We start from the raw sequence: 16,311 nt of genomic DNA on the forward strand, positions 1-16,311 counted from the left end.
TTTGTCTTCTTTTCAGCGTGATAGATTGCAGTCTAGGAAGGACGAGCACCGGAGCGGAGCGAATTGACATTCGTGAGCACCGGAGCGCAGACCTGACAAAGAATGCGAGGGTTTGTCTACACGCTGAGGCATGTGATCATCACATGCCTCTCTTACTGGATCTTAAACTATAGTATGTTGTATCTACGCCTCTTTCTTTGAGCCAATGACTCGTTTCACCTGTAATCACAACCTGAGTTTGTCTCAGTTCTTCAATCGTCTTCACCCCAAGCACTGTCATCATCATCTTCACATCTTCCTGAAGATCGATGATATCAGAGATGAGGCCGCTTTCTCCTCCACTAGTGAGTGATTTTAAGAAAAAACCAGCTAACCCAGCAGCGGACGCGCCAAGAGCGATTGATTTTGTCACATCTAGTGCATCTCGAATCCCTCCAGAGGCTAAAACCGTTTGATCCTGAAAGGCTGTATGTACTTCAGCAAGACTCGCTGCAGTTGGAATCCCCCATTGATCAAAATAACGAAGTGCTTTTTGGCGTCGAAGATTTTCGATCTTAGAAAAGTTCGTTCCGCCAAATCCTCCTACATCAACGGCCGCAACTCCGGCATCAAATAACTTCTTTGCCGTTTCTTTGCTCATGCCAAATCCGACTTCTTTTACGACAACAGGCACGCCAACTGATTCAGCGATGACTGCGATTCGCTCAATTGCACCTCTAAAATCACGATCCCCTTCAGGCATCACGATCTCTTGAATGACATTTAAGTGAATCTGGAGCATATTTGCCTCCAGCATGTCGACAGCTTCCCGAGCTTGCTTGATTGTCGCTTCACTGCCTAAATTCGCAAAAACAAGTCCATCCGGATTGGCCTTACGAACGACTTCATACGTTCTTCTTTCTTCTTCATCTTTCAGTGCAGCCATTTGTGATCCGACTGCTACTGGAATATTGGTTTCCTTCGCTGCGATCGATAAAGAGCGATTGATCTCATAGGTCGACTCTCCACCCCCACCAGTCATTGCATTGATAAAAATTGGCGAACCGAAAGTCAGTCCGCCAATTGTCGTATGTGTATCAATTTGTGATGTCGCAAGATCTGGTAGACCGACGTGAACGAAGGAAACATCCTCTAAACCTGTTGCTGCATGCTGGCCAGTCGACAAAGCATGTTCAATATGCTGTTTCTTTCTTTCTGCTCGCGTCAATTTTGATCACCAAATTATTTTAGTTTATTGAGTTTATCACCGATCAGATCACCAAGCTGGAATCCGCTTGTGTTTTCTTCTTTCGCCTGATATTGACGATAATTCTCTTCTATTTGTTTTTCAGGATTTTCTTCTAAATCACGGATGCTTAGTGAAATGCGCTCTTCATCTTCATTCACATCAAGCACTTTCACTTTCACAGTCTGCCCTTCTTCAAGGACTTCTTGAGGGGTACCGATATGTTTATGAGAAATTTGGGAAATATGCACAAGCCCTTCTACACCTGGTAGAATTTCAACAAATGCACCAAAGCTCACAAGGCGTTGAACGGTTCCTTCAAGCACATCACCTTGTTTTACCTTTTCACCAATTTGGCTCCAAGGTCCTGGTAATGTTTCTTTAATAGATAGTGAGATACGTTCGTTATCACGATCAACAGCAAGTACTTTGACCTTGACTTCCTGCCCTTCTTCAACAACGTCAGACGGCTTTTCAACATGTGCATGGGATAGTTGAGAAATGTGAACTAATCCATCAATGCCGCCAATGTCAACAAAAGCACCAAAGTCAGTCAGGCGCTGTACTTTTCCATCAATCACACTACCTACTTCAAGCTTTTGCAGGAAGTCTTGCTTTTTGTCTAATTGCTCTTGCTCAACCACTGCACGGTGTGAGAGAATCACACGATTTTTTTCGCGGTCAAGTTCGACCACGACAAGTGAGAGCGTTTTTCCTTTGTAGTCTGTGAAGTCTTCTACATAGTGTGCTTCAACAAGAGATGCAGGAATAAATCCTCGCACACCAATGTCTACGACAAGACCACCTTTCACAACGTCTTTTACTTCAGCTTCAAATACTTCTTTTGTTTCAAACTTTTTCTCTAGGTCTTCCCAAGCGCGGTCTGCATCAACAGCACGTTTCGATAAAATCAAAGCATCGTCTTCGACTTTTGTTACTTTAAGCTCTAACTCGTCGCCATCTTTCACGACATCTGATGCTTTTTCAACGTGAAGACTTGATAATTCACTGATTGGGATAATCCCAGGTTGTTTCACATTGACGATATCTACATTTACATGCTTGTCCTCAACTTTAGAAACAATCCCTTTCACTACATCTCCAACCTCTGGTACCTGAACATCGATTTGATTCATTTCCTCTGTCATTTCGATAACCTCCTTGGTCCAAACCTACACAGCTTAGTTAAAACGACTGGGTGAATATGTGTCTTAAGCATGATGATTGCCAGCCGAATATGTATTATAGAAACATTCAAATCAACATAATTGCTTGAATGATCAATAAAAATAGTATTAGTATAAACTTCTAATAAAAGACCTTGTTTGTCAAGAGATAAACCTCTAACTTATAAAAGTTTTCTAAAATTTCTTACTGTTTTTCCACGCGGTCTGCTGCGTCTAAAATTTTACCTGCCACCTCTTGAATGGAAAGGGAAGTTGTGTCAATTTCAATCGCGTCATCAGCCTTCTTCAGCGGTGACACCTCCCGCTCAGAATCAAGCTTGTCACGTCTTGCAATCTCTTCGATCAGCTGATCGTAATTAACATCGTAACCTTTTTTCTGATTCTCTTCAAAACGGCGTTTTGCTCTTTCCTCTACTGAAGCAAGCAAGAAAATTTTCACTTCTGCATCTGGAAGAACGTGTGTGCCAATGTCTCTACCGTCCATGACGACGCCGCCTCGTTTGCCAAGCTCTTGCTGCCGGCGAACCATTTCTTCTCGAACAGCTCTGTGCTTTGCAACAACAGATACTTGGTTGCTCACGCGGTCTGTTCGAATATCCTCTGTGACATCGGTGTTGTTTAGATGTACTTTTTGACCTTCGTCCGTTGACACAAGTTCAATCACTGTCTTTTTCAGTAATGCATCAAGTGCCTGTTCGTCTTCAAGGTTTACACCATGATTGAGTGCCGCAAGTGTAATCGCGCGGTACATCGCACCTGTATCGATATAAATATATGATTTTTTCGCTGCGACAATTTTTGCCACAGTGCTTTTTCCTGCTGCAGCAGGACCGTCAATTGCGATAGATAATTTCTTTTTCATAATACCTCTCCTTGATTGAATCTCCCTTATGAATTGTAACACGATCACCGCTTAAACGGGGGAATTTTCTATCAATCCTTCTGCTTAAACGTCTCAATCCAATCTTCAATACTCATGTTATTCACACCCTCGTATTGCACGACTTTTGACAAAAACAGTTCTCCTTTCGTCAAATGAAGTGTGATCTGAACGGCTAATAACAGAACAAGCTGAATCAGCACCGCTTTAAATAACCATCTTTCCATTGTCTTCATACAAAAAGCCTCCATGCTAGATTCGTTCACCTCTAGTATGGAAGATTTTTACACCCTTTATTCTTATGCTTTTTTCACACGTGTTAAAAGCTGCTGCTGGAAGCAGTATTTCATGATGTGCTGCTGGTGGTCATTCGTGATCTCAGAAAATTCCATGATCGCTCTTGTTTTGCCAGTCTGTTCATCTTGATATACTCGATTCATTTCTGCAACCGCTTTAATTTTTACGGGTTCTTTAAGCGGCAGTTCAAACTCTGTGCTCACCTCTCCGTATTCTTTGAGCGAGACGCCTTCTGGAACAGCAATTACTACGCCGCCAGCACTCATATTGACAATAAAAGTGTCAAAGGCCTCTTCATCCGTTTGTGTGATGGCGGCTTTCACCATCGTATCCACTCGGAGATATTCTCTGCGCTGAAGCCGAATCATCTCTTCTTTTGGCGGAATTGAAATAACAACCATCGGAATATCCTCTTTTCTTTTTCCGATGACCTCGCTTGTACATTTGTATGGAATTTGATTTTCATCGAAAAAGAACACGGTGATTTCTGTTTGCTGGTTTAAATAGATCGTGCGCCCCGTTTCTTTATCAGCTGGATAATGAATGCAAATATCATCGTTATTATTTTCCAAAACTTTCGATTTTGCTGTTTTCACTTCTTTGTTCTCATTGACATACTCAATTGTGATTGCATCCCCTATTTGTAACATTCCTCATCACTCTTTTCATCTGTGAAATCGTATCCTCTCCTATATTAAACCATGTATAAAACAAAAGGAAAAGACTTATTAGCCTTTTCCTCGCTTCCTTTTCTATAGGTCTTTATATATAGGTTCTGCGTTTTTCAGCTTATCTACTCTTTCTTCTTTTCCAGTATCTGCATTGATGAACATCCGGTACGTATCATTTTTAATTGTTCCAAGAAACTCATAGCAGATAACTTCCTCTGACATATCATTTTGAACAATAGCTAAATGAGTATCTTCAATCTTTACATGCTTATTCAACGTTTTCTCTGCTTCTTTTTGCGAGATTTTAGGTGCTTTGATGTCACGTTTTTTATGATTCGTCAAGTAGTCTTTCGCTGAGAACCCAACGACCTCTCCATCATCTAAAGCGACTTTCATGCGAATACTATCTGGATAAAGCAGCACATTTTTTTGAAGGGGAACATAGGTAAATACGCCTATATTATCAAATTGCGCACTTTCATCTAAATGGAACGACTCCGTATCAAATCCATGCTTTTTTAGGAAACTTAATGCTTTTTCAGATGCTTCATTTAAACTGATTTTCTGTTTTTTGACGTCTCGATTTTGAAGAAGGTAGACTGGGTGTCCTCCTTTTTCAGTCAAGTCTAAATAAAAATTCGCTTTGCTATCTGGATCTGACATCGATAAGCTGTACACATCTCGATTTGTTTTGCTTCCGCTTTTTCTCACCTTAAAATCTTGATTATGGTCAGGCGCGAATTGCTGTGCAATGCGGATCGCTTCTTTTTTTGAAATCTTTTGGCCTTTTAAATGACTGTAACCTCGTGATTCTGATTCTGATGACACATTTGTAGGACCGAGATCGACATCCGCAAATGCATCTGCATTTTTCTCGACTGTTTTCAAACCGTCGATAATGGTGTTGTCGTTCTTTTTATCGCCGTCCGCCAGCGCCATTTCAACATCCATCCATTTTAAATTTTTGTTGAGTACGAGATGCTGCACTTGTCTAAGCTCGTTTTGGATATCTGCCGCTTGATCATATAAAGCAGTAATGGTTTTATGCGTATCTTTGTTTAATGGTTCATCTGATAAAGATTGAACTGATGATTTGTAGCTAAAGTCTCCGACATTCGCTAGAAATTCTTCCGTTTTGTTAAAAGGCATCAATGTGAGCGGAAGCTGACTGACATTGTTATGCGCCTCTGATGACATTCTCCATACATCTGCAAGTGCTGGTGAGATCGATGTTTGGCTGTTCATCGCAAGTGTTGCTCCAAGTTTGTCGTGCAGCTGATCGACTTGGTACGTTAAATCGTGGAAGGCTCTTTGGTAGTTGTTTTCTGCATGAAGCAGCACTGCGTCTTTTTCTTGATGCTCTTTATAGCCCCAGTAACCTGTTGAGATGACAGCAATTCCTAAAATAGCAATCAATATTCCTCTGATCATTTATTTACACCTCTTTTTATTCACAGAAAATATGTTTCCCGATTCGTTTAATTTGTGGTCTTCCCCAAATCCATGGACTTGTTGCTGTATCAGGATTAAAGTAATAGACGGCGCTTTCAGATGGATCCCAGCCATTAATTGCATCAAACACTGCCTTTTTTGCGGTTTCATTTGGTGCCATATAAAATTGTCCATCTGCTACCGCTGTAAACGCAAGCGGCTCAAAAATGACACCAGCAATGGTATTTGGAAAGGTTGAACTGTTCAAACGGTTTAAAATGACGGCAGCGATGGCCACCTGTCCTTCATACGGCTCACCTCTTGCTTCACTATAAACCGCTTGTGAAAGAAGCTGAATGTCATTGCTAGAGAAACCACCTGGCATGTTGGCAGCCGTTTGCTTCGGCGTTTGATTTGCTTGCTGATTGCCTGACTGGTTTCCAGACTTCCCAGATGACCCGCTTCCTCCGCTTTGACTTTTTTGCTTCTCTTTTGCACCTTGAGCCGTCTTTTTTTGTGAGCTTCTTTGCCCAGGAGCCTTTGTTTGCTGATCAAGAGGCTTCCCGCCATAATGGGTAAACTGATTCCCTTTTTGCAGCTGCTGCTGCACAAACTCTTTATAGTATTTCGTCTTTTGAACTAATAGGCTTTTTGTTTTAGCACCTACGAGTCCATCGACATTCTTTACACCAAATTTGCTTTGAAAGTTACGAACGGCCCAGTACGTCCCCCAGCCGTACACGCCATCAATTTTGCCATTGTAAAAACCATTGTATTGGAGCCTTGCTTGCAGCTCGACTACATCTTCTCCTGTTGCTCCTCTCTGAATGACTTGATTGGTGAAAGCTTCACTTTTTTCAGCTGTCAAAAGTGAAGACGCGAGTAGAACGATTGAGAAGATAAGGACGATTTGTTTCATGAAACGAGCTTTGTCCATATTTGATCCTCCTGTACTTTTGATGTTTGAATATATGTTTCTTCCGATCCCTATTTTTATACATTCATCACAGGAGGGAATTGGATGGAAAAGACAAAAAAACGCCCTGTGAACTTACAGGACGCTTTCCAAATTAAATTTGCACCATTTTCACCGCACGGGCTTTTTTTGCTTTCCGCAGACCAAACCACCATAAAAAAATCATGAACGGCAGCATAATATATCCCCAATTTTTCATCCCAAGAAGAATGAAATCATATAAGCCGTGAAAAAGCACAGGGAGTGTTAAAGAAAGGATCAGCCATTTGCGCTGCTCTTTTTTATCAGAGAAACGAGCTTTGCCGATATAAAATCCCATCACAACACCAAATAAAGCGTGACTTGATACGGGTAATAAGGCGCGTGTAAACGCATATTCTACCCCATGACCGACTAAGTAAAGAATATTTTCAAGTGTCGCAAAACCGAGAGAGACACTTATTCCATACACAATCCCATCATAGTGTTCATCAAACTGGACATGCGCATAGACGCTGACCATTAAAATAAACCATTTTAATGATTCCTCTAAAAAGCCCGACGTCACAAATGAAATCAAGATAGGGTTTGTTGCGATATTTTCCTCTTGAAGGACATATTGAATAAACATGGTTGGAAACACAAGTATGACACCTAGCATAAAAGATCTGATGACCATGTGAACCGGCTCATTGTCGTACTGATCTTTCAAATAAAAATAACTTAAAAGTGCGATGCCGGGAGCTAAACCTGCTGAGATGATTGCGATCATAATCAGACCTCTTTCCCTACATTATCCTTCATTATCGTACCATGATTTACCCCTTTTTTATATGACTCGAGCCCATTTTTCTTAAAATAACTTTCTATATAATCCCATTTTATATATAAAAAAAGAACTGAATCCCTTTGAAGGATCCAGTTCTTTTTTTAGCTGTTGATTCTTTTGTTGATTTCTTCTGCAATCAGACCTCCATGAAATCTTCCATTTTCAATGAAAATTTCATTGGCGTTGTTTCCAGCTGCAATGACTCCTGCAATGAAAATACCTTCTACGTTTGTTTCCATTGTCTGTTCATCAAAGGCTGGGCGGCCTGATTCTTGATCAATCATTACACCCATTTTTTCTAAGAAAGAATGATCAGGGTGATAGCCTGTCATCGCAAACACATAATCACTTTTCACTCGATCCGTTTGGTCTTGCTGGTTTGTAAAGACAACCTCTTCTTCTGTGATTTCTTTCACCTGCGCGCCGAACTCCATTCGAATGGTTCCATTACGGACAAGGGCTTCAAACTCTGGTAAAATCCAAGGTTTGATGCTGGACGAATAGTCAGTTCCTCTATATAACACAGTGACTCTGCTTCCGCATTTCACTAGTTCTAGCGCGGCATCGACACTGGAGTTCTTCCCCCCGATGACCGTCACATCTTTATCAAAGTATGGATGCCCTTCTTTAAAATAATGATACACGTGAGGCAGGTCTTCCCCTTTGACATTCATATAGTTTGGATGATCATAGTAGCCAGTGGCAATCACGACGTAGTCACATGAATAGTCGTCTTTGGATGTGCTGACGGTAAAACGCCCATCTTTTTTCGTCACAGCGTTTACTTTTTCAAAAGCATGAACACGCAGGCTTTTTCTTCTGACCACCTCTCGGTAATAGGAAAGTGCCTGAATACGAACTGGCTTCCGGTTTTCAGTAATAAAAGCGACATCACCGATCTCAAGCTTTTCACTTGTACTGAAAAAGGTTTGATGTGTTGGATAATGATATATACTGTTGACCACATTCCCCTTTTCAATCACAAGTGCATCGATACCGATTTGCTTGAATGCGATGGCAGCTGATAGCCCGCACGGACCGCCTCCTATTATGATCGCTTTTTCTTGTTTCATTTGTTCCACTCCTGTCGTTTCACTGCAATAACAATTGCTGGGCTGTTTGATTCTTTGTTCCATTACATAAAAAAATCTCCTATATAAGGATAGGAGATTTTAAGACTCGATGCAAATAAGCCGCTTAAATCCAGCCTCTGAATCGAGAAGCTTCAGCCATTTTACGTACGCCGACCATATATGCAGCAAGACGCATATCGATGCGGCGGTTTTGCGCCATTTCATAAATATTATTAAATGATTTCACCATCATATCTTCTAAACGAGTTTCTACTTCTTCTTCTGTCCAGTAGAACCCTTGGTTATTCTGAACCCATTCAAAGTAAGAAACAGTGACACCACCCGCACTCGCAAGTACGTCTGGGACAAGTAGTACACCACGATCTGAAAGAATTTTTGTTCCTTCTAGTGTCGTCGGACCATTTGCTGCTTCTACGACAATTTGGGCTTTTATGTTTGCCGCATTATCTTCTGTAATTTGATTTTCAATGGCTGCAGGTACTAAGATATCACAATCCAGCTCAAGCAGCTCTTTGTTTGTAATTGTATCGTTAAATAATTTAGTGACGGTTCCAAAGCTGTCACGCCGGTCAAGCAAGTAGTCAATGTCTAGACCATCTTCATCGTATAATCCGCCGTAAGCATCTGAAATCCCTACGATTTTTGCTCCAGCATCATACATGAATTTAGCCAAGTAACTTCCTGCATTTCCGAATCCCTGTACAACAACACGAGCCCCATTGATGTCAATCCCTTTTTTCTTCGCCGCTTCTTTGATGCAGATCGTCACACCTTTTGCTGTTGCGGTGTCACGTCCGTGTGACCCTCCAAGAACAATCGGTTTTCCTGTAATAAATCCTGGCGAGTTAAATTCATCAATTCTAGAATATTCATCCATCATCCATGCCATAATTTGAGAGTTTGTAAATACATCTGGTGCTGGAACATCTTTTGTTGGTCCCACGATTTGACTAATTGCGCGCACATAGCCGCGGCTTAGTTTTTCGAGCTCTCTGAACGACATTTCTCTTGGATCACAGATAATACCGCCTTTTCCTCCGCCATAAGGAAGATCCACAATACCACATTTTAAACTCATCCAAATTGAAAGCGCTTTTACTTCTTTTTCAGTTACGTTCGGGTGGAATCGAATTCCGCCTTTTGTCGGACCGACAGCATCATTGTGCTGCGCGCGGTAACCAGTGAAAATTTTCACCGATCCATCATCCATACGTACTGGAATTTTGACCGTTAATAGACGAATTGGTTCCTTCAGCAATTCATATACTTCTTGCGGATATCCCAATTTGTCAAGCGCTTTATGTATGACGGTTTGAGTTGACTTTAAAACATCTAGCTTATCTTCTGCGTTATGAGCGGCGTTTTGATCGGCTGCCATTAAAATAAACCCCCTAGAAATCTTTCATGATCTACTGCTCCCTTTCAAGCAATAGTATACACCTTCGTACTGGTAAAGCAAAGGTAAAAAGCGTTTTTTATCAAAATAAAATATCAGCGTTTATAAATATAAAAAAGGATATAAAAAAATACTGTTGTTTCATCACAACAGTATTAAATATAATAGAAAAAAATGATTAAAAATACATCTGAATCGTTTTCACTGCATCTTCTTGCATAATCACTTTTCCATACTCTTTTAGCCGGTGAATGGTTAATGTCGTAGGAGAACCAAATTCCGCTAAAATGGAAATGACAGTATCAGCAGACAGTTCTTCATCAACATCATCTAGGCTGAGAAAATATTGACCTTCATAATGGTAAACTGTACCCCCTAAAAGTCCAATACGACTTAAACTATGGGACAGTTGAATCACATCTTCAAACGAGGCAAATTGATAGAGCACATGCTTGCTCTCGTCGAGCTTGACTTGCATCTCAATGTAATCTTCATCAAACTCATCATCAGCATCATCTTCCTGCTGACTCTTTGTCACAATGACGACCATCCCCTGCGCCTGAAGAGAAAATACTTCAACAGCAATCGGTCCATTCGCTTCAAAACCGAGCTCCTGATTCGCTTCGTTCATCATGTCTTTAAACAGCTGATGAACTTTGAACGAATCTTTCCAAAGGTCTTCTTTCGTAAGACCTCGGTCTGTCAGGTCATCTAGTGTGAGAAAAATTTTGATTTTATTATAATTCAGACGCTCCAGTCGCATAACGTTGTTCCCTCCTGCCTCTTCTAACACACATCATACTGTAGTATATGAGATGATGAGTCATAGGTTCTTAATTTTGTATTCAGTTTACACTGTGTCAAGACGGAAGACAAGCATGAAGCCATGCTTACGGTGACTTTTATGGAAAATATTGAGGGTGCATCAAGTTAACGAGTTTTTAGAGGCATTAGATAGATCAGATGGGTTTCTGGTTCAGCCCCAAGACGCATTGGAATCTTTGTTGTTCCATAGCCATTACTAATCAGAAAAAAAGCGCCTTTGACTTGGCCTGTTCTCCCTTTTTCATACGGGCCAAATTTCCCGATGCGGATCTGTCCTCCGTGGGTATGACCACTCAGGACAAGATCGATTCCCTCTTCCTCACTCATCATGTGATGCACATCTGGATTGTGTGATAAGAGAATATTCACTTCATCTTTAACAAACTCAGGTCGTATCGCTTCATAATCTGCTTTTTCAAGCCGAATATCGTCGATTCCTCCAATTTTAATGGGCTGGCCTTCAAAATCCCACACAGCCGTTTCATTTTGCAATGTGGTGACATCATAAGCATGAAGAATCTCTTTAAACTTTTGCTGATGCAGCTCATGATCATTATTTCCCCAAACAAAATAAACCGGCGCAATTCTTGATAAACGTTTCACATTTTCTTCAATCCTGGCATAGGGTACACCTTTTTCTGCTAAGTCCCCGCCTATCATAATCACATCTGGCTTTTCCTGCCTTACTTCTGCTAATAATGTGTCACTAATGAGGCGTCGATGCGTATCAGAAATAAAGAAAATGACTGCGGGTCTATCTGATTGAAGTGCTTCTATTGTAAAGTAATGCTTTTTGATGTTGTTTTGTTTTGCCGTTTTCACCATTTTTGCCGTTACACACACACCTGTTGTAACAGCCGCAATGGCGGCAGTAAATCCGATGGCATATTTCATCATAAATGGCTCCCTTATATATCTTTCTTTCATAAGACGCTTGAATGAAAAAAGACGTTTCAACTGTTAAACGTCTTTTCCTTCATTTATTTACTTTCATAATAGAGATTAATGTCATATTGCTTCTGCATGTAGTGAAAAACCGCCTCACGCTCTTTCCACTGATTTGATTGAGGCCATAAATCTGTGCTTTTTTGTATAATTTCACATCTGAGCTTATGATATTCATCCTCAGCCTTTTCTTCTTTTTTCTTATAATAATACGATGCGTAAAAAGCAAACACTTCTGCCATGATCCAAAACAGAAACACCTCATGACCAAGCAGTGTTGCAATCATAGCTTCCGGCTGCAGCGAGCCCCCGCTATTAGCTGTTATGACAAAATAAAACAGAAGAATCGCTAGAGATAAAAGGGCTGTCCATTGCCACCTTTTGCACAGTTTTGCAAAGCCCTCATATTTGCGCTTTCTTTTGATCAATGTTTCAATCATTTTCTGTGTCGGCTGATCCATATAGCGGCTGATTGCCTGCAATGTCATCACATACACCCTGTCCCTTTTTTCTACATATGTATGTGGTTTTCCATTGATTCATGTCAGATCATTCGTTTTCTAATGGGATATTCAGCACTTGTCCGCTGTACACACTATTTCCTTTTAAATGATTATACGCTTTGATCTTGTCTTCACCCGAACGATTTTGGTAATATTTCATGGAGATTCGATACAGGTTTTCCTCTGGTCCAACGGTATGCTGTACGACACGAACTGGTTTCTTTTCCTGCTTCTTTTTCTCTTCAGCTTCTTTTCGTTTTTTCTCTTCCTGCTGTTTTTGCAAAGCTAGCTGCTGCTGTTCACGCTTTTTTGCAGCTGCTGCTTTTTCACGCTCTGCCTTCTCTTTAGCGGCTTGCTCTTTTTTCTTTTGTTCAGCCTTTTCTTTCGATCGCTGCTTTTCTTTTTCTGCCTCTTTCTTTTTCTTCTCTTCAGCAGACGCATCCGCTTTATCAGCGCTTGAATCATTTTTCGTTTCGACAAGCGCTGACGGGACTGGGTCTGTGTCAGCACTTGATGTTTTATCAATATATACGTCTTGATTGTTGTTATGTTTGATTTCCTCTGATGTGTAGTAGATCAAAAGGAAGAAAACACCGATGACGATAATAGGAAAGATAATAGCCAATGTCGTAAACAATGGATTGCGCACCTTTTTCGTGCGCTGTTTTTTATATTCATGAAAATCTTCCCGTGTAGGAAAGTGCGAGTCATCTGAAGGATGCACTTCTTCTTCAAGGTTTTCCTCTACATCGTCATGGATGTTTGTCAGCTGCTGTTTTTTTCTCTTCATTCTCGACATTTCTTCCATGTTCATCCCTCCCCCTATATTTCAAACGAATTTGACATGCAAAAACGAAGTCAATGACAAAATGGGTCATGACAGGAACAAATAAATTCCCAGTCCACTCGTATAAAAGTCCTAAAAAAATACTAATGGAAACCACAAGGATAAACAAGAGTATTTTTGATAAGTAGCGAAAGTGAAGAAGCGCAAACACAATGCTGGCGATTTCAAGCCCAAATTGCTGTTGAACGATCCCGCGGAATAAAATTTCCTCTGAAAAGGCAATGAACAGTGTTAACCAAACAATATGCAGTATGCTGCGGTTTTTGAACATTTTTTCATTTAAGCCGCCATCATCATACATATGAGCGGGAAACACCTTCATGACAATTGCATCCACCATCATCACAAGCAAAGCGCCGCCGATTCCATAAGTCAGTATCCGCATATCATGGATCTGCCAAAGTGCAGTAAAATCAGTCCAATGATCGAACATAAAAATACCTAGTAAACAAGAAACGATAAGCATGAGCAGCTGCGTGAAATACAGCTGTTCTACTACTTGTCGATCGGTTAATTTTTCAATGATTCGGCGATGTTGTTCAATCAATGCTGCGCCTCTTTTGTCAGATGAAACATACGCTCCAGCACGGTCTTCCAGTGTTTCATTTCATTCAGCTCCAATTGTCGATCTTTTTTTTCATAATCAGATAGGTCAAGCCCGCAAGAAGAGCAGCAGTTTGCAGAGGAAGAGCCCTCCGTTTGATCAAGCTGTTCGTAAAAGTATGATAACAGAGATTGTCTAAAGCAGCCTTGATGAGTGATTCGCTCTTTAAATTGCCACACTTTTCTTAGCTTTTCTGTTTGCCTGTCCTGCAGTTTTTCTTTCAGATTTTTGATGAGCACGCGAGGCTGTTCGGATTGGTACATGATGTAATAATGCGTCAGCATCCTCGCACGCGTTTCCTGAAGCCCTGCTTCCATCAATCGTTCACGTAATTTCTTTTCGGCATTTGTCGGCATTTGTGTTAATTGGGCTAAGAAAAAATCAATTTCTGGATCATCAAAGCCTTCTGCTTGAATCAAATGACTTTGAATATCCGCATCCTCTTCTGTATATAAAAGAACGCTCACACTGTTTTTCCCGTCCCGTCCCGCTCTTCCAATTTCCTGCATAAAGGCTTCAATTGATTGCGGGGGGCTCATATGAATCACAAATCGTATATCTGCTTTATCAATTCCCATCCCAAAAGCACTTGTACAGCAAATGAGATCAATTTGCCCGCTGATAAATTGCTGTTGAATGAGCATGCGGTCTCCTGCATCCATTCCGCCGTGATAAAATTCTACACGTTGATGGGTTTTTTGTTTGATGAAGAGTGAAATATCTTCTGTCATTTGCCGGGTCGGGCAATAAATCAGGCCAGGCCCTTGCAAAGTTTCCACAAGCTCAATGGCTCGTTTCTCTTTCGCTTCTTTTGTTTCATGCGCTTCTTTGACTAATGCAATGTTAGACCGGTTCACGGAATGAATATGAAAATCTGGATGCTGCAGGCGCAAAGTTTGCACTGTATCCTTTAGCGTTTGCTTAGTAGCTGTTGCCGTCAGTGCTAAAGCCGGGGGATGATCTAACGCTTCTCTCCATTCTCCCAGCTTGGAATATTCAGGACGAAAATCATGCCCCCATTCTGATATACAATGGGCTTCATCGACGACAAAAAGACCAATATGCATCGACTGGAGCTGCTCTAACAGCACCTCTGACATTAATGCCTCAGGCGCGACAAATAAAAATTTATATGATGGCAAATGCCGAATGATATGTCGTCTCTCCTGAAAAGACAGTGTGCTGTTAAGCGCCGCCACTCGTTTTTCCCCGCGCATTTTCATTCGTTCTACTTGATCCTCCATGAGTGATAAAAGCGGCGAAATAATGAGAACTAACCCCTCTGTCATATAGCCGGGAATTTGATAACAAAGTGACTTCCCTCCGCCAGTAGGCAGCATAGCAACCGTATCTTTTTGATTCAGTACACTTTGAATAATGTCCTCTTGACCCGCTTTAAATGAGTCGTAACCAAAGTATCGCATGAGCGTCTGATGAAGCTTATCCATTTGCTTTCACCATCCTTGTCAGTGCCAATCGTATTTGAAAATAAGTAAATGGATGCTCGAGGTTTTCTTTAATCAGCTTCATTTTGTTTGTTTGAAGCTGGCTGGCTACATCATGGATCGCCTGCTGCTCTTCGGGGCTCACATACGGTTCTATTGAGAAGCTCGGCTCATGTATGGACAGCTCCACAATATGGTCCTCGATCGTTGCCTTTTTTAATGAACGAATGTGGGCAATTTGATCAATGCTAAACCCTTTTTGTACAAGCTCAAGCGTTTTGTGGGTAGAGGTTGTTAACACACGTTTGAATTCAAGGTCACCTACGATCAGCTGCATGATCGGCGCCTCACCTTTTTGTGCAGAATGAATAAAATAGTGGAGCACATTCCAAAAAAGCAGGTACACATACCACACATCTTCTTTCACCCACTCAGCCATTTGCTGATACGTACGCCCGATTCTTTCATTTGAGGTCAATGAATAAACAAAGATCAGTGCTTCTCGATCACTTAAACGAGCAAGGAGCTTTTCAAGTTCATGATGCAGATCTTCAGAAAGCTTTTTCTTATGATGATGCTGTTTTAAGAAAGATTTCGTCCAGCTTTGAACCGATACATCTCTTTGAATTGGCACATATTGATGTGACCCTGCCGCATAATGAGAAAGCACTTGTACAAGTAAAGACAGCCTCATCCATAGCATCTTTGCTTTATCATGATACTGGGCACCATGAAAATAAGCGGGCAGCGGTTTTTCAGAAAAATACTGTTTTAGCATATGCTCTCCTGTATCTGTGACGCTGAATGTATCCCCTGTTTTTCTAATGAAGTGTTCCTCTTCAAGCTTTCGAACAGAGCGATTCAGCTGACCCCGCGTAAAACCTGGATAACAGCCAAAATAGCTAGAAAGTTGAAACAAACTTGCATCCTGTATCGTTTGTGATGATTTTTTTCCTTTAAAAAGATGGTAGACAGCGCTAATGGAGCGTTCGCCGTTCAATTTATGTACGCTGTCCATTAACATGACATCCAAGTAATGAATCGTCATTCATCAAAGCACCTGTCTTCCTGACAAAATTCGAATATTTTCTCCCTTTATTTTAACAGATTTCATAGAAGAAGAAATGTTTAAACTCAATTTATGGGGGAAAGTTATGAACAAACCCTTATGTGATAA

Annotated in this window: 17 protein-coding genes; all 17 read right to left on the reverse strand. The window is 41.0% G+C overall.

The features are described from left to right. Positions 1 to 139: 139 nt before the first annotated feature. On the reverse strand, positions 140 to 1,207 hold the full coding sequence (gene fni / locus ACSLGF_RS02035; protein WP_456002019.1) for a type 2 isopentenyl-diphosphate Delta-isomerase: 1,068 nt from the start codon (positions 1,205 to 1,207) through the stop codon (positions 140 to 142). 14 nt (positions 1,208 to 1,221) lie between these two features. Continuing rightward, positions 1,222 to 2,373, reverse strand: a complete 1,152-nt coding sequence (gene rpsA, locus ACSLGF_RS02040) for a 30S ribosomal protein S1 (protein ID WP_456002022.1) — start codon at positions 2,371 to 2,373, stop codon at positions 1,222 to 1,224. A gap of 223 nt (positions 2,374 to 2,596) precedes the next feature. Then, positions 2,597 to 3,274, reverse strand: coding sequence for a (d)CMP kinase (gene cmk, locus ACSLGF_RS02045; RefSeq protein WP_456002025.1), 678 nt, complete (start codon positions 3,272 to 3,274; stop codon positions 2,597 to 2,599). A 71-nt stretch (positions 3,275 to 3,345) separates the two neighbouring features. Next, positions 3,346 to 3,528, reverse strand: a complete 183-nt coding sequence (locus ACSLGF_RS02050) for a DUF5359 family protein (protein ID WP_003215744.1) — start codon at positions 3,526 to 3,528, stop codon at positions 3,346 to 3,348. Positions 3,529 to 3,591: 63 nt separating this feature from the next. Further along, complete coding sequence (locus tag ACSLGF_RS02055) at positions 3,592 to 4,239, reverse strand: flagellar brake protein (RefSeq protein ID WP_456002028.1); 648 nt, start codon at positions 4,237 to 4,239, stop codon at positions 3,592 to 3,594. Between the two features lie 102 nt (positions 4,240 to 4,341). After that, entirely contained in the window at positions 4,342 to 5,691 is a 1,350-nt protein-coding gene (ypeB, locus tag ACSLGF_RS02060) for a germination protein YpeB (protein WP_456002031.1), read from the reverse strand. A gap of 16 nt (positions 5,692 to 5,707) precedes the next feature. After that, positions 5,708 to 6,610: a spore cortex-lytic enzyme gene (sleB, locus tag ACSLGF_RS02065; RefSeq protein WP_370461105.1), complete on the reverse strand. Its 903-nt coding sequence runs from the start codon at positions 6,608 to 6,610 to the stop codon at positions 5,708 to 5,710. A gap of 151 nt (positions 6,611 to 6,761) precedes the next feature. Then, entirely contained in the window at positions 6,762 to 7,418 is a 657-nt protein-coding gene (gene prsW / locus ACSLGF_RS02070) for a glutamic-type intramembrane protease PrsW (RefSeq protein WP_456002034.1), read from the reverse strand. Positions 7,419 to 7,576: 158 nt separating this feature from the next. Continuing rightward, positions 7,577 to 8,548, reverse strand: coding sequence for a YpdA family putative bacillithiol disulfide reductase (locus ACSLGF_RS02075; protein WP_456002504.1), 972 nt, complete (start codon positions 8,546 to 8,548; stop codon positions 7,577 to 7,579). Between the two features lie 124 nt (positions 8,549 to 8,672). Beyond that, positions 8,673 to 9,947 carry a Glu/Leu/Phe/Val family dehydrogenase gene (locus ACSLGF_RS02080; protein WP_456002037.1) on the reverse strand — a complete coding sequence of 425 codons (1,275 nt, stop codon included), beginning with the start codon at positions 9,945 to 9,947 and terminating at the stop codon, positions 8,673 to 8,675. A 196-nt stretch (positions 9,948 to 10,143) separates the two neighbouring features. Then, on the reverse strand, positions 10,144 to 10,728 hold the full coding sequence (locus tag ACSLGF_RS02085; protein WP_099728104.1) for a genetic competence negative regulator: 585 nt from the start codon (positions 10,726 to 10,728) through the stop codon (positions 10,144 to 10,146). 167 nt (positions 10,729 to 10,895) lie between these two features. Then, on the reverse strand, positions 10,896 to 11,684 hold the full coding sequence (locus ACSLGF_RS02090) for a metallophosphoesterase (protein ID WP_456002040.1): 789 nt from the start codon (positions 11,682 to 11,684) through the stop codon (positions 10,896 to 10,898). Between the two features lie 86 nt (positions 11,685 to 11,770). Next, the gene (locus tag ACSLGF_RS02095; RefSeq protein ID WP_456002043.1) at positions 11,771 to 12,223 is read right to left on the reverse strand and encodes a DUF2663 family protein; all 453 of its coding nucleotides are present in this window, start codon (positions 12,221 to 12,223) and stop codon (positions 11,771 to 11,773) included. Between the two features lie 61 nt (positions 12,224 to 12,284). Beyond that, positions 12,285 to 13,046 (reverse strand): LysM peptidoglycan-binding domain-containing protein, encoded by a 762-nt coding sequence (locus ACSLGF_RS02100; protein WP_456002046.1) that lies wholly within the window; start codon positions 13,044 to 13,046, stop codon positions 12,285 to 12,287. Next, positions 12,991 to 13,632, reverse strand: a complete 642-nt coding sequence (locus ACSLGF_RS02105; RefSeq protein ID WP_456002049.1) for a CPBP family intramembrane glutamic endopeptidase — start codon at positions 13,630 to 13,632, stop codon at positions 12,991 to 12,993. The genes ACSLGF_RS02100 and ACSLGF_RS02105 overlap by 56 nt, the downstream gene beginning before the upstream one ends. Beyond that, complete coding sequence (locus ACSLGF_RS02110; protein ID WP_456002052.1) at positions 13,629 to 15,137, reverse strand: RecQ family ATP-dependent DNA helicase; 1,509 nt, start codon at positions 15,135 to 15,137, stop codon at positions 13,629 to 13,631. Before ACSLGF_RS02110 ends, ACSLGF_RS02105 begins: the two co-directional genes overlap by 4 nt. Beyond that, the gene (locus ACSLGF_RS02115; protein WP_456002055.1) at positions 15,130 to 16,182 is read right to left on the reverse strand and encodes a helix-turn-helix domain-containing protein; all 1,053 of its coding nucleotides are present in this window, start codon (positions 16,180 to 16,182) and stop codon (positions 15,130 to 15,132) included. The genes ACSLGF_RS02110 and ACSLGF_RS02115 overlap by 8 nt, the downstream gene beginning before the upstream one ends. Positions 16,183 to 16,311: the final 129 nt, after the last annotated feature.

Source organism: Bacillus sp. A015, from assembly GCF_053851875.1.